General features: G+C 64.9%; 12 protein-coding genes and 1 pseudogene. 11 read left to right on the forward strand and 2 right to left on the reverse strand.

The window, feature by feature from the left end:
• Positions 1-106 precede the first annotated feature (106 nt).
• A pseudogene (locus tag QPR87_RS22895) lies at positions 107-721 on the forward strand (amino acid ABC transporter ATP-binding protein); the annotation flags it as partial.
• 140 nt (positions 722-861) lie between these two features.
• On the opposite strand, the gene QPR87_RS22900 reads toward QPR87_RS22895, so the two are convergent.
• On the reverse strand, positions 862-1,455 hold the full coding sequence (locus QPR87_RS22900) for a DUF1697 domain-containing protein (RefSeq protein WP_230998778.1): 594 nt from the start codon (positions 1,453-1,455) through the stop codon (positions 862-864).
• A gap of 84 nt (positions 1,456-1,539) precedes the next feature.
• Between QPR87_RS22900 and QPR87_RS22905 the strand changes: the two genes are divergently transcribed.
• The 5 genes from QPR87_RS22905 to QPR87_RS22925 are packed head-to-tail and all read left to right on the forward strand — an operon-like array spanning position 1,540 to position 7,003.
• Positions 1,540-2,688, forward strand: coding sequence for an ABC transporter ATP-binding protein (locus QPR87_RS22905; RefSeq protein WP_011747406.1), 1,149 nt, complete (start codon positions 1,540-1,542; stop codon positions 2,686-2,688).
• Complete coding sequence (locus QPR87_RS22910; protein WP_028714544.1) at positions 2,679-3,647, forward strand: ABC transporter substrate-binding protein; 969 nt, start codon at positions 2,679-2,681, stop codon at positions 3,645-3,647. Before QPR87_RS22905 ends, QPR87_RS22910 begins: the two co-directional genes overlap by 10 nt.
• A 5-nt stretch (positions 3,648-3,652) precedes the next feature.
• The gene (locus QPR87_RS22915; protein WP_285051497.1) at positions 3,653-5,380 is read left to right on the forward strand and encodes an ABC transporter permease; all 1,728 of its coding nucleotides are present in this window, start codon (positions 3,653-3,655) and stop codon (positions 5,378-5,380) included.
• Positions 5,368-6,486 carry an MBL fold metallo-hydrolase gene (locus QPR87_RS22920; RefSeq protein ID WP_285051498.1) on the forward strand — a complete coding sequence of 373 codons (1,119 nt, stop codon included), beginning with the start codon at positions 5,368-5,370 and terminating at the stop codon, positions 6,484-6,486. Before QPR87_RS22915 ends, QPR87_RS22920 begins: the two co-directional genes overlap by 13 nt.
• On the forward strand, positions 6,419-7,003 hold the full coding sequence (locus tag QPR87_RS22925) for a protein-tyrosine phosphatase family protein (RefSeq protein WP_285051499.1): 585 nt from the start codon (positions 6,419-6,421) through the stop codon (positions 7,001-7,003). The genes QPR87_RS22920 and QPR87_RS22925 overlap by 68 nt, the downstream gene beginning before the upstream one ends.
• Before the next feature lie 330 nt (positions 7,004-7,333).
• Here QPR87_RS22925 and QPR87_RS22930 read toward each other — a convergent pair whose 3' ends face one another.
• Positions 7,334-8,236 (reverse strand): LysR family transcriptional regulator, encoded by a 903-nt coding sequence (locus tag QPR87_RS22930; protein WP_285051500.1) that lies wholly within the window; start codon positions 8,234-8,236, stop codon positions 7,334-7,336.
• 433 nt (positions 8,237-8,669) lie between these two features.
• On the opposite strand from QPR87_RS22930, the gene QPR87_RS22935 reads away from it, so the two are divergent.
• The 5 genes from QPR87_RS22935 (at position 8,670) to QPR87_RS22955 (ending at position 14,122) form a co-directional block, all read left to right on the forward strand.
• The gene (locus tag QPR87_RS22935; protein WP_285051501.1) at positions 8,670-10,028 is read left to right on the forward strand and encodes an MFS transporter; all 1,359 of its coding nucleotides are present in this window, start codon (positions 8,670-8,672) and stop codon (positions 10,026-10,028) included.
• Between the two features lie 79 nt (positions 10,029-10,107).
• Positions 10,108-10,641 (forward strand): 4-vinyl reductase, encoded by a 534-nt coding sequence (locus QPR87_RS22940; RefSeq protein ID WP_285051502.1) that lies wholly within the window; start codon positions 10,108-10,110, stop codon positions 10,639-10,641.
• A gap of 69 nt (positions 10,642-10,710) precedes the next feature.
• The gene (locus QPR87_RS22945) at positions 10,711-11,697 is read left to right on the forward strand and encodes a dipeptidase (protein WP_104494451.1); all 987 of its coding nucleotides are present in this window, start codon (positions 10,711-10,713) and stop codon (positions 11,695-11,697) included.
• A 677-nt stretch (positions 11,698-12,374) separates the two neighbouring features.
• Complete coding sequence (locus tag QPR87_RS22950) at positions 12,375-13,130, forward strand: FadR/GntR family transcriptional regulator (RefSeq protein WP_011747434.1); 756 nt, start codon at positions 12,375-12,377, stop codon at positions 13,128-13,130.
• The gene (locus QPR87_RS22955; protein WP_285051503.1) at positions 13,127-14,122 is read left to right on the forward strand and encodes an MDR family oxidoreductase; all 996 of its coding nucleotides are present in this window, start codon (positions 13,127-13,129) and stop codon (positions 14,120-14,122) included. The genes QPR87_RS22950 and QPR87_RS22955 overlap by 4 nt, the downstream gene beginning before the upstream one ends.
• The last annotated feature ends 147 nt before the right edge of the window (positions 14,123-14,269 follow it).

Genomic DNA, 14,269 nt, shown 5'->3' on the forward strand with positions numbered 1-14,269 from the left:
TCGTTATAGGATTTCCAGTTGGTCGTACGGTAGCGGGCAGGTTCGGGCTTGCTCATGGCAGGCTCTTAACCCACCGGATTCACGCCGTGAATCCCGGAAGCTCATGAGTTCTGCAACAACGCTGATCCGCTGCATCAACCGCATCGAGCGGCACGACAGCGGCGAAATCCTGGTCGACGGCCACCGCCTGACCGGGGACACCAAGGATGTCGCCGCCATTCGCCGCGAGGTCGGCATGGTCTTTCAGAGCTTCAACCTGTTCCCGCATATGACCATCCTGGAAAACTGCACCATCGCCCCGCGCAAGTCGCGAGGCCTGGGCAAGGCCGAGGCGGAAGAGCGCGCCATGCATTACCTGACCAAGGTGCGCATTCCCGACCAGGCCGGAAAATATCCCGGCCAGCTTTCCGGCGGCCAGCAGCAGCGCGTCGCCATCGCGCGGGCGCTGTGCATGCAGCCGCGGGTGATGCTTTTCGACGAGCCGACCTCGGCGCTGGACCCCGAGATGGTCAAGGAAGTGCTCGACACCATGGTGGAACTGGCCGAAGAGGGCATGACCATGCTTTGCGTCACGCATGAGATGGGCTTTGCGCGGCAGGTCGCCGACCGGGTGATCTTCATGGATCGCGGTGAAAAGATCGAGGAAGCGGCGCCCGGCGCTTTCTTCACCAACCCGCAAAGCCCGCGCGCGCGTGAGTTCCTGCAACAGGTCATTCACTGACCTGAGCGACCACTGCCGATCCGCGCCTTCGCGATCGGCCCCGAAGCGACGACGTGCAGGCATCGGCCGGCCCCGGCACCGGAAAGCGGCGGACAGGGAGGCCCGAGCCTGTTCCGTCGTTGGCGGCTGGACCGGGCATCCTATATCGAGGCCGCGAGCTCGGCGAGTTTCGCGATGGTATTCATGTTGCGAGCGGTGCCATCCGCGGCTGCGGGAATCGCCAGCTTCGAGCGGCCCATGCCCGCCGCGCCATAAGCCACATAGATTTCCCGCTTGCCCAGCCGAACCTCTTCGTCCTTCCGGTGCTTCATCGTTTCGAGCGTGTCGGCGGGTGGCGGGCTGTCCAGAAATATGGCGACAGTCCCGCTGGGCGGGGCGTCAGGAAACGGATTCGCGTTGAGAACGTCCGCCATCTCTTTCGCGGTGCGCAGGATGACGCCGACCGGCTTGCCGGCATGGTCTTCCAGACGTTTCTCAAGCGCCCGCTTGACCTCCAACGCGGGCCGGTCGGACGAGAATACGACATTGCCGCTGGCGATATAGGTGCGGACCTTGCCGAAACCCTCGGCGGCGCACATCGCCTTCAACTCCGTCATCGGCAGCTTGCCTGTTCCGCCGACATTCACGGCGCGCAGCAGTGCAACGTATGAGACCATCCGATCTTCTCCCCAGCGTCGGCAAGGCAGTGGCTGGCTGAATGCGCCAGCATCGTGCATCCGAACCGCAAGGTTCATCAAGATTTTACAGAACGGCCACGCTCATGTCATGCCGCCGCTGCATCAGTCGCGCCGGAAATGACAGGAAAGGGACAGCGCGGCATGACGGGTTTGCGGCTGTCGAACATCGGCAAGAGCTATGGCGAGACCAGGGTTCTGTCGGGTATCGACCTCGACATCGCGGTGGGCGAATTCGTGGCCGTGCTTGGCCCCTCGGGCTGCGGCAAGACCACGCTGCTGCGGCTGGTTGCAGGCTTTGACCGTCCCGATGAAGGCACGATCACCCTGGGCGACCGGCAGGTGGCGGGTGGAAATGTCATGGTGCCGCCCGAAGGGCGCGGCATCGGCATCGTGTTCCAGAACTACGCGCTGTGGCCGCATATGTCGGTGGCGGAAAATGTCGGCTATGCGCTGAAGGTGGCGCGCCTGCCCCGGGCCGAACGCGAGGCCAGGGTGGCCCGGGCGCTGGACACCGTCAACCTGGCGCCCTTTGCCGGCCGTCGCCCGGCTGATCTGTCGGGCGGGCAACGCCAGCGGGTCGCGCTGGCGCGCTGCCTGGCCGCTGGCTCGGATCTGGTGCTGCTGGATGAGCCGCTGGCCAACCTGGATGTGCATCTGCGCGCCACGATGGAAGACGAGTTCCACCGCTTCCACCGCGAAAGCGGGGCGACGCTGGTCTATATCACCCATGACCAATCCGAGGCGATGGCCCTGGCCGACCGCATCGCGGTGATGGACAAGGGCCGCCTGCTGCAATGCGCCAGCCCCCGGCAACTGTATCGCGAACCTGCCGACGCCACGGTGGCCGGTTTCATAGGGGGCGGGCTGGTGCTGCCGGTCGAGGGCCTGCGCCCCATGGGGAACGGGCTTGCCATGGCCGATCTTCTGGGAACGCGCGTCCGGCTGCGCTGCCATGCCGGGGAAACCGCCCGGCCATTGGCCATGGCCTCGACCCATCCCGCCGATATCCAGCCCGTCCATCCGGGCGAGGCCGGCATCCCCGCCCGTGTCACCGCCCGCACCTATCGCGGCGGCAGCTGGTCCTATGAGCTGCGCCCCGAGACGGATCCGTCCCTCCGGCTGCCCATGGTGCTGCCCGACACGGCCACGCCGCCCGAACCGGGCGCGCGCCTTGACCTGGCGTTCCGCGACCTCTGGGCCATCCCGCTTTCCGGCACCTCCGCTCCCGGCGCGGCGCCGATCCCTTCCTCCTCCTCTTCGCATCTTACGGAGCAATTCCAATGCGCCTGACTGTCACCACCCTTGCCCTGATGCTGTCCGCGACCGCGGTGTCGGCGCAGACCACGCTGACGCTCTACACCTCGCAATCGCCGGAAATCGCGCAGCAGACCGTCGATGCCTTCATGGCCAGGCATCCCGACATCACCGTGGAATGGATGCGCAACGGCACCTCGCAGCTGATGAACATCCTGACCGCCGAGCAGGAAGCCGGCGGCATCAAGGCCGACGTGTTGCTGGTCGCCGACAGCATCAATCTGGGCACGCTGAAGAGCCAGGGCCTGCTGCTGGCCTGGCCCGAAGCGCCGCTCGAAGGTATCGACCCGCTGATGTATGATGCCGACAAGACCTTCTTCGGCACCAAGATCTCGTCTACCGGCATCGTCTACAACACCCGGATCGCCGCGCCCGTCACGGGCTGGGCCGATCTGTTCCAGGACGCCAATGCAGGCCAGATCGTCGCCCCGAGCCCGCTTTATTCCGGCGCGGCGCTGGTCCACATGCATTCGCTGCTGCAGGACGCCGCCCAGGGCTGGGACTATTACGAGCGTCTGAACGCGCTTGGCGTGGTGCCCGAGGGCGGCAATGGCCCGGTGCTCAAGGCCGTGGCCGGGGGCCAGGTGAAGTATGGCGTCAACATCGATGCCGATGTGCTGCGCGCCAAAAGGGCAGGCTCGCCGGTGGAATTCGTTTATCCGGCCGAAGGCGCCACCTTCTTCACCGAGCCGGTGGCGATCCTCGCCGGCACCGATCAGGTGGAAGCGGCCCGGACCTTCGTCAGCTTCGTGCTGTCTGAAGAGGGCCAGAAACTGGCGGCCGAACAGGGCTACATGCCGGTCGATCCCAAGGTCGCGTCGCCCGAGGGGATGCCCGCGCTGTCCGAGATCAAACTGATGCCGCTGGATGCCGACCGTGCGGTGGCCGAGGATGTCGAGGCGCGCGCCAGGTTCACCGAAATCTTCGGCGGCTGATCGGGATGACCTCCATCCCGAACAGCGCAGGGGCGCCGCGCGCGCCCCTTTTCCGGCTTTCCTCCGAAAGAATCGTTCTGGCCCTGCTGGCCGTGCTGATCCTGTCGGTTTCCGTCGCGCCGATGTTGCGGCTGGCGCAGGCGGCCCTTTTCGATGATGGCGGTCTGGCGATCGAGCGGCTGGCGAAGCTGTTCTCGCGCCCGCAGACCGGGGCGGCGATCTGGAACACCATCCATATTTCGCTGGCCTCGACCCTTGTTTCCGTGCTGGTCGGCACGATCTTCGCGGTGATCATGGTGCAGACCGACCTGAGCGGCAAATCGGCGCTGGTCTTTGCCTTCGTGCTGCCCCTGATGATCCCCCCGCAGGTGACCGCCATGGCCTGGATCCAGGCCCTCTCACCCTCCAGCCCGGTGCTGGGCTTCCTCGGCCTGTCGATGGAGGCGGGCACGCGGCATCCCTTGTATTCCAAAACCGGGATCATCCTGCTTCTGGGCATCTACAACGCACCGCTGGTCTATCTTGCGATGCAGGCCAGCCTGCGCCGCATTCCGCTGGATCTGGCCGAGGCGGCACGCGCCGCCGGCGCCGGTCCGGGCCGGGTGCTGCTGACCGTGATCCTGCCTTTGGCACGCGGCGGCATGGTGGCGGCGGCCAGCCTCGCCTTCGTCTCGGCCATCGGGAATTTCGGCATTCAGGCCATGCTGGGCATTCCCGCACGCGTGCCGACGCTGATCACCCAGATCTATCAGCAGATCAATGGGCTGGGGCCAGGCGCCCTGCCGAACATGGCGGCGTTGTCCTTGGTGCTGACCGCCCTGACCGTGGCAGGAGTGCTGCTGGCTGCGCGCGCGGGCGATCGCAGCGATACCCGCGTCGATCTGGGCAGCCGCCCGCTGATGCTTCCGCTGGGCCGGGCCGGGGTCGTGGTCGCGGCGCTGCTCTGGGGCTATCTCATCGTCTCGCTGCTGCTGCCGCTGTCGGCGCTGCTCCAGACTTCGCTGGTTCCCGCATACGGCCTGCCGCTGACGGCAGAGACGATGACGCTGAAGAACTACGTCTCGGCGCTGTTCCAGCAAGTGTCGCTGCGCGATGCCTTCGTCACCTCGCTGTGGCTGACCCTGTTCACCATGGGCTTTCTGATGCTGGCTTCGGTTTTCCTTGGCTATTTCCTGACATGGCGGCGCGGGCCTTTGGTGCGGCTGCTCCATTTCGGTTCCGAGGCCGCCTATACCCTGCCGGGCATCACGCTGGGCGTCGCGATGATCCTGCTGTTCCTGCGGCCGCTGCCGGGGGTCGGGGTGTCGATCTATGGCACGCCCTGGATCATCCTGGCCGCCTATGTCGCGGGCTTCTTCGCGCTGGCGTTGCGCCCGGTGCTGTCGGGCTATGCCCAGATCGACCGCGCGCTGGAAGAGGCGGCGCAGGTCGCGGGCGCGGGCTTCCTGCGCCGGATGCGCGACGTGATCTGGCCGCTGATCGCCCCGACCGCCATCGCTGCCGCCGTGATCGTCTTCATGACCGCGATCAACGAGATCCAGACCTCGATCCTGCTGATCTCCTCGGGCACCCGCACCATCGGGCCGATGATCATCTTCCTCGAGGAAGGCGGGGCCTCGACCCTCGCCGCCGCCGTTGGCTGCCTGATGATCCTGGGCGTGCTGGCGCTGATGCTGCTGTCGACGGCCCTGTCGCGCTTTCTGCCGAAAGGCGTGTTGCCATGGCAGCTCTGACGGCATTCAGCGGCCTGGGCGGCAAATCCCCGGCAGCCTTCCTGCTGGAGATTGCCGGGCGGCGGATCCTGATGGATCTGGGCGAGGGGCCGACACCGGGCCAGCGCCCGGATCTGGACGGCATCGGACGGGTCGATGCGATCTTCCTGTCCCATGCGCATATCGACCATGTCGGGGCCATCGACCTGTGGCCCCGGCTGGGCTGTCCGCCGGTCTTTGCCAGCCGCGCCACCTTCGACGCGTTGCCGCTGCTGGGCCTGCATCTGCCGCCCGAAGCCTGCCACACCCTGCCGCTGCAAGGCCCTGCGCAACTGCTGGGCCTGCCTGTCCTGGTCGGGCGCAGCGGACATGCCATGGGCGGCATCTGGCTGCATCTGCCGCAAGAGGGCGGCGCGCTTTACATGGGCGACTGGAGCCGGGAATCCGGGCTTCTGCACTTCGATTCCCCGCCCCGGGCAGGTCTGGTGATCACCGATCTTTCCTATGGCGACCGCGATCAGGCGTTGGCCGAGCAGGCGCCGGGGCTGGCGGACAGCATCGTCCCCGGCACGGTGTTGCCGGTCCCTATCCTCGGGCGCGGCGCGGATATGGCGCTGCGGCTGTCCGCCCTTGGCCTGTCGCCGGTTGTCTGCCCGCAGGTCCGGGCCGAGTTGCAGGGGGCGTTGCCCGATCTGCGCAGCGTCACCACCCCGTCGGAGGCTCGCGACGGCGATGTGATCATCGCCGCAGATACCGAGCGCCCCGGCGATCTGGTGTCACGCCTGATCGCCGATGCACGAGGCTGGCGCTTCATCTTCACCGGCCATGTCGCCCCCGGCAGCGTGGCGGCGGGGCTGATCGCCGCGGATCGCGCCAGCCGGCATCCCTGGAACGTGCATCCCCGCGCCCGCGACCAGATCTGGCTGGCCGAAATCACCGGCGCCAGGCATCTGGTTCCCGCCTTCGGGGCATTGGACGATGCCCCTGAACTCGCGCTGGCCCTGGCCCCGATCTGGCGACCGGACCGGATCTGCCCCCCGACAGAAGAAAGCCCAATCCATGCTGATCAAGGAAACCACCCGCGAGCGGGCCGAGAACGACACCACGATCCTTGTCCCGGTCCATGACCTGATCCTGCCCCAAGATCGGATCTGCCGCCTTTACGTCGGCAACCTGACCGGCGCCAGCGACGGCGCCGCGCTGCTGGCGGCGGGCATCACCTCTTCGCTGAATGTGTCGCTGAACATCGACGTCGCGCCCCTGCAACTGCCCGACGGCACCCATATGCGCCGTGCCAAGGTGGGGCTGATCGACGGGGCGGGCAATACGCCCGCCCATCTCGCCGCCGCCGTGCTGGCGCTGGAAGGGTTGGTCACGCAGGCCAGTCCCGGCAAGCCGAACTATCCCGCCCATCGCGCCGGGCATGTGCTGGTGAATTGCCGAGGCGGGCGGTCGCGATCGGTCGTCGTGCTTGCGATCTATCTGCACCTGCGCGCGACTGGCATGTTCCCGACGCTGGACAGTGCGGTATCCCATATCCGAAGGGCGCGCGGCAATTCGGACACCTATCCACTGCCGCCGATGCTGGATCTGGCGCGAGCGGTTCTGGCCAGCGGCAGCCTGCCCGCCCTGCTGCGCGGTTAGCAGGCTGCTGAAAAAGGATTTTGAGCCTGTTCCGCGAAGGACGCGGTCCCTAATCTGGCACAATTCGTCCAGAAATTCGCGTTTTCCGGGCCATTCTGGGGCGAATTTCCCGGATTCCAGAGCCGGGTAGTGAGACATGCAGGCACTTTTTCAGCAGCCTGTTAGGACACGCGACACATTCCTTGGTGTCGGCGCACCCCCCGCTGGTCAAGTGCTTTCCTTGGAGGCCGACGAGGCGGCTTCGCGACCAGCGAATTGGCCAATACGGCGCGTGAGCAAGGACTTATCAATCTGCTGGTCGAAGCGCTGACATCAGAGCCCAGGAATGGATCATCCGCTTTTGGCCAAGGGTCGAAATCGGCGCAGGAACCTTAGAAAGACGGTCAACTCTTCCGAAGCATTGCCGCGTTCCCAGACCGCGGTGATCGGCAGCTTGGCGGGCATGTCGGTCAATTGGCGGATCGCGATGCCTTGCCGGGGCATGTTGCCGATCGCGCTGGAATAGATCGCGACACCGGCCCCGGCGATGACAAGGCCGAAGATGCCGTCGCTGTTGGTCGCCTCGAGCGATATTTCGGGCAGGAACCCACGCGCCCGGCATTCTGCAAACACCTGGTTGCGAAAGATCATCCAGCTGTCGCCCGTTCCGAATACGAACTTCTCGGCCTTCAGGTCGCTCAGCGCCAGTTGATCGCGCTTCGCGAGATGGTGGTTCACGGGCAGGATGGCAACGTAGTCGTTCTCGTCAAAAGGCAGGCTGTTGATCGGCTGCTGGTCCGAGACCCCGTAAAGAAAGCCGATGTCGATCCGATGGCGCAGGATCGCCTCGTGTTGATGGATCGTCGGCATGAAGATCAGATCCAGGTAGATGTCGGGATGCGCCTCGTTGAAGGCGCGCAGGAAATGCGGCAATGCGCCATTGATCGCGAAATCGGTATAGGCGATGCGCAACTCGCCCCGGACGCCGCGCGCCGCCTTGCGGGCGCGCTCGACCGCCCGGTCAATCTGCGCCGTCACATCCGCGATCTCGGCCAGAAAGACCCGGCCAGCCTCGGTCAGCTCGACCCGGCGCGTCGAGCGCACCAGAAGCGGCGTGCCGACATGGTCCTCCAGCTGCTGGATCGTCTTGGTCAGCGCAGGCTGCGCCACGCGCAGGCTTTCCGAGGCGCGGCGAAAATGCAGTTCCTGTCCAAGCATGGCGAAGGCCCGCAGATGTCGAAGATCAAGGCTCATGTGGCGCCCGGATTAATTCTCATTGGTTATCAATAATGCCGAATTCGATATTTTACAACGACGGCTCGGCCATGGATCATCCAGGTATCGCAGGCGACAGAACCTGCGGGAAAACCAGTTCAACAGCTTCAGGGAGTGCACGAATGACAGGCGATCACATATCGCTGCATGTCCGGCGCAAGTTATCGGATGTCTGCGCGCGACAAGCTGAGGCAAGCTAGAGACGATCCGAAAGGTCCCCCTTTCGGTCATAAGCCGCGGGCAGAACGTCGACCGCTGTCTCGGGCACGGATGCCATTTCTCGCAAAGGCAAGCCGATCCGCTCCATGGCCTGGGGCGGCAGGGGCGCCGGCATGCGCATCCGCATCTGCACCAGCCGTCACTGCCCCGCGATGCCTTCCGTCCTTGTTTCTCGAATGAAGAAAGGTCAGACATGACAGCACGATTTCAGGATCAGACATCGGCGCCGGCGCTGCGCAAGGTCATCGGCGCTGCCGCGATGGGCAATTTCGTCGAATGGTTCGACTTTGCCGTCTATGGATTCCTGGCGACGATCATCGCCAGCCAGTTCTTTCCCAGCGAAAGCGTCAGCCTGGGGCTGCTCAAGACTTTCGGGGTCTTTGCGGTGGCCTTTGCCATGCGCCCGCTGGGAGGGATCTTCTTCGGCGTCCTGGGTGACCGGCTGGGCCGCAAGGGCGTCCTGTCGCTGACGATCCTGCTGATGGCCGGGGCCACGACCCTGATCGGCCTTCTGCCGGTCCATGCAAGCTGGGGCATGGCGGCACCTGTCCTGCTGACCGTCCTGCGCTGCCTGCAGGGCTTTTCGGCGGGCGGCGAATACGCCGGTTCAATCGCATATGTGATGGAACACGCGCCGAACGACAGGCGCGGCTGGTATGGCAGCTTCATCCCGGTATCGACCTTCCTGGCCTTTGCCTCGGCCGCGCTGCTGGTCTTTGCCCTGGAAAGCAGCCTGACCGCCGAGGCGATGACCGCCTGGGGCTGGCGCGTGCCTTTCCTGCTTGCGGCGCCCCTGGGGCTGGTCGGCCTTTACCTGCGCTGGCGCATGGAGGAAACGCCCGCCTTCAAGGCAATGGCCGCCGAGGACAACACCCATGCCCATTCGCCCCTTCGCGAAACCCTGAAAAGCCAAAGCCAGTCGATGCTGCGGCTGGGGACGTTCATCTCGCTGACAGCGCTGTCCTTCTACATGTTCACCACCTACTTCTCGACCTATCTGCAGGTGGAGGGCGGGTTCACGCGACCGCGTGCCTTGCTGGTGACGATGATCGCCCTGGTCTTTGCCGCGCTGTTCTGCCCGGTCGCGGGGCGCATCTCTGACCGGATCGGCCGGCGCAACACGATCCGCTTCGTCTGCGCATGGCTGTTCGTCATGGTGGTTCCGGCCTATCTGCTGGCCAGCTCTGGCGCGCTGTGGAAGGCCATCCCGGGTGTCCTGCTGCTTGCGACTGGTGCGCTGACGGCCAATGTGGTGACGGCGACGCTGCTGTCCGAGACCTTTCCCACGCGGACCCGCTATACCGCCTCGGCCTTTACCTACAATGTCTCATATACGATCTTCGGCGGCACCGCCCCGCTGATGGCGACCTGGCTGATCGACACGACCGGAAACAACCTCGCCCCGGCCCTTTACCTGATGGTCATTGCGGTTCTGGCGGGCCTCGGCGGGCTGGCCCTGCGCGAAACCTCGCGTATCTCGCTGATGGACGATGCCGCGCTCCAGCCGGATGCCGAACTGTCCCTTTACCCCGCCCAGCAAGCCGCAAGATGACCCGGCCGGCCCCCTTGGTCCTGGTCCGGGGGGCCGCCCTTTTCCAAAGCCAACCCTCCCTGATCCAAGGATGAATGATATGCAGCCCGCTGTTCAGATCGACGTGGACGAAGCCAGTGGCATCTGGCGCACCGACGGCCTGCCCATGGTCTATGTTCCGCGTCATTTCATGGTGAACATGCACAAGGAGATCGAAAAGACCCTGGGACGCGATGCCTATGAGGCGATGCTGGACCGCTCTGGCGCGAAGTCGGCCTTTTTCTGGTGCAAGCGCCAATCCGAACTGCTGGGTGCATCCGAGCGCGATGTCTTTGCGCTTTATCTGCGGCGGCTTTCGGAACGTGGCTGGGGCCGCTTTCCCATCGAGCAACTGGACCTGGATCAACTGACGGCCCAGGTCACGCTGAGGGATTCGATCTATGTGCTCGAGTCGGAAGGGCAGGCGGCCGCGCCCACCTGCTATATGTTCGAGGGCTTCCTGATCGGCGCCATGCAGTTTGTCTGCGCCATGCGCGGCATCGATCCGCAGGCGATCACCTGTCGCGAGGTGCAATGCGCGGCCATGGGCGCCGCCGAATGCCGCTTTGAGGTCTCCTGCGTCCTGACGGACTGAACGCGCGCCTTGGGCTGCCCAAAAAGCGATGCAGCCCGCTCATCATATCTTATCGAAATGGAAAACATCATGAAGGACAAGGCCAGCACGATCTATGAGAATGCAGTCGTCATCGACGGTCTCATCATCTCGAAATGGGGCGGGGATCTGTTCAGGGAAATGCAGCAATCGGGGCTGACGGCCGCGAACTGCACCTGCAGCGTCTGGGAGAATTTCAGCGATACCGTAAACAATATCGTGCAATGGAACCGCTGGTTTCGTGAATTTGGCGACCATATCGTCAAGGCAGAAAGCGTTGCGGATATTCGCCGCGCGAAGGCTTCTGGAAAGACGGCGATCGTTCTGGGCATGCAGAACACCTCGGCTTTCGAAGACAGGATCGGCTATGTCGAGATCCTCAAGACCCTTGGTGTCGGCATCGCGCAGATGACCTACAATACCCAGAACTGGGTCGGCAGCGGCTGCTATGAAAGCCGCGACAGCGGCCTGTCGGATTTCGGGCGCGAGGTCGTGGCCGAGATGAACCGAGTCGGAATGCTGTGTGATCTCAGCCATGTAGGGCCGAAGACGTCGAGAGAGGTGATCGACACCTCGACGGTGCCGGTTGCCTATTCGCATTGTCTGCCCGCGGGGCTGAAGGCGCATCCCCGCAACAAGTCGGACGAGGAACTGCGCTATATCGTCGACAAGGGTGGTTTTGTCGGCGTGACGATGTTCCCGCCCTTTCTGGCCAATGGCGTCAATTCGACCATTGCCGATTACATCGCTGCAATGGATTACGTCATCAATATCGTAGGCGAGGATGCTGTCGGCATCGGCACCGATTTCACACAGGGCTATGACCGCCCGTTCTTCGACTGGATCACGCATGACAAGGGATTTGGCCGCCGCCTGACCAGCTTTGGCGAGATCATCAACCCGGCCGGTTTCCGCGAGATCCGGGATTTTCCGAATATCGCGGATGCCATGGCCGATGCCGGCTGGAGCGAAGCGCGGATCGAAAAGATCCTGGGTTTGAACTGGTTGAACCTGCTGCAAACGGTCTGGGGAAAGTAAGAGCGAATAGCACGAATACGGGATCACGCATCGGGATAATCCTTGCCGCCGAAATGCGGCATCCGGCCTACCAACAGAAGGCACCGCCCTTGCTTCGGACAAGGGCGGTGCGACCCTATTCCAGTACGCGCAGAGAGTTATAAGAGTGTGTAGGTTGGCGCGCAATGCAGGCAGGATCCCGCCTGATATCTGTCGCGCTGCATATGATCGCGGGTCTGTGCGAACAGGTTTTGGCGCTGCATGGGCGGATAAATTAATATGGCCGCAAACGGGCGGCGTCGGCAGGATCTGACGCCGTATCGGTTTATTTCAGGCATCCCGAGAGCAGACGGCTCACTACGTCGGCGGTCATCGCGAGGTTCGGTAGCGCATGGCAGTTCCAAGGGACGATTTGCTCTCTGATTCGCAGAGTTGTTGGGGCGAAAGCCGGCTGAGCTTGCAGTGGTCGCGATGGCGAACAAAAGGGCGAGGACGAAGCAGCCGTTGCCGGATGCTCAAGGGCGGCAAGCTGGGTTGCCTCTTCCAAGGTGACCGGGCAGCGTGCGAACGCACCGTTCCACGCCTCGTCATCAACGGACTCTCCCCTGTTGCGGCGGAGAGGAAGCTCATTGTTGTATTTGTCAGACCTTTTATGTTTTCTACCGCCCTGCTACCCTGCGCCAAACGGGAGGGTGTCGATGAGCCTGCAATATGACGAGATCGTGCGCGGCGGTCTGGCCCGCCAGGTGGCCGACCTGATCCGCACCGCCATCCTTGAGGGCCGGCTTGCCGTGGACGAACGCCTGCCGACCGAAGAGGAACTGGCACGCCGCTTCGCCATCTCTCGCCCCACGGTGCGCGAGGCGCTGAAGGTGCTGGCGGCTCAGAACCTGATCCGCTCGCGCCGCGGTCCTGCTGGCGGCACCTTCGTCAACCGCCCGGATGCCGATGGCGCTGCGCGCAGCATCACCGACACGGCGACGCTGCTGGTCGGCATGGGCCGTTTCGACATCGACGAGATCGTGACGGCGCGGATGCAGACCGAGGCGCTGTGCTGCCGCCTTGCCGCGCAGAACCGCAGCGATGCCGATCTTGCGGCGATGGCCGCCGAGATCGCCTTGCAGCGGGACGAGGCCCTGTCGGACGAGGATTTCTGCGCCTCGGACGTCCGTTTTCATCGCGCCGTGGTGCAGGCCACGGGCAACGGCCCCTTGCAACTGATGATGCACGCGATGATCGAAAGCTTCATCCCGATCACCAACATGCTGATCTATCGCGATCACGAGCGCCGCCGCACCGTTGCCGCGCATGAGCGTATCCGCGCGGCCATCGCCGCCCGCGATGCCGAGACGGCCGCGCAATTGATGCGGGACCATGTCGAGGGCATGCGCGCCCTGCTGGACCAGGCGCTTGCCCGCCGCAATGCCGACAAACCCCGAGGAGGAACCCCATGACCGAAACATTCCGCGCGCTTATGATCGAGGACCGGGACGGCAAGCCCGTGGCCGGCTTTCGCGACCTGACCCGCGACGCGCTGCCCGACCATGAGGTGTTGGTCGAGGTCGCCTATTCGACCCTGAACTACAAGGACGGGCTGGCAGTCACCGGCAAGGGCCGCATCGCCCGCCGCCTGCCGATGGTGGCGGGGATCGATCTTGCCGGCACGGTGGTCGAAAGCCGCTCGGACCGCTGGCAGCCGGGCGACAAGGTGATCGTGAACGGCTGGGGATTGTCGGAAACCGAATGGGGCGGCTACAGCCGGTTCCAGCGCCTCAAGCCCGAATGGTTGACCCGCCTGCCCGAGGGGTTTTCGTTGCAGGATGCCATGGCCATCGGCACGGCCGGCTATACTGCCGCGCTTTGCGTCGATGCGCTGGAGGACTGGGGCGCGATCCAGCCCGGTGGCCCCGAGGTTCTGGTGACGGGCGCCGCCGGCGGCGTCGGCTCGACGGCGATCAGCCTGCTGGCGGCCAAGGGCTATACCGTCACCGCCGCCACCGGCCGGCCCGAGACGCATGACTATCTGGCCGGGCTGGGCGCCACGGGTTTCGTGGATCGCGCCACCCTGGCCGAAAAGGGCGGGCCGCTGCAAAAGGAACGCTGGGCGGGGGCGGTGGACAGCGTGGGCTCCACCACGCTGGCCAATGTGCTGGCGCAGACCAATTATGGCGGCGCGGTCGCGGCCTGCGGGCTGGCAGGCGGCTTTGACCTTCCGGCGACGGTCATGCCGCATATCCTGCGCGGGGTGGCGCTCTTGGGAATCGACAGCGTGATGGCCCCGCAGGCGAGGCGCGACCGGGCCTGGGCGACGCTGGCCGCGCATCTGGACAAGGTGCATCTGGCCAGCATCGCCCGGGTCGAACCGATGTCGCATTTGCCTGCGCTTGGGGCGGATATCGTTGGGGGCCGGATCCGGGGCCGGGTGGTCATCGACGTGGCCGGATAGCGCCGGGGCGGGGACCGGCAGGGCCCGGTCCCCGCCCTTCAGGTCCCCCGCCCTTCAGGTCCCCCGCCCTTCAGGTCCCCCGCCCTTCAGGTCCCCCGCCCTTCAGGTCCCCCGCCCTTCAGGTCCCCCGCCCTTCAGGTCCCCCGC

Origin of the sequence: Paracoccus sp. SSJ, assembly GCF_030234105.1 — a bacterium.
GTDB lineage: Bacteria > Pseudomonadota > Alphaproteobacteria > Rhodobacterales > Rhodobacteraceae > Paracoccus > Paracoccus denitrificans.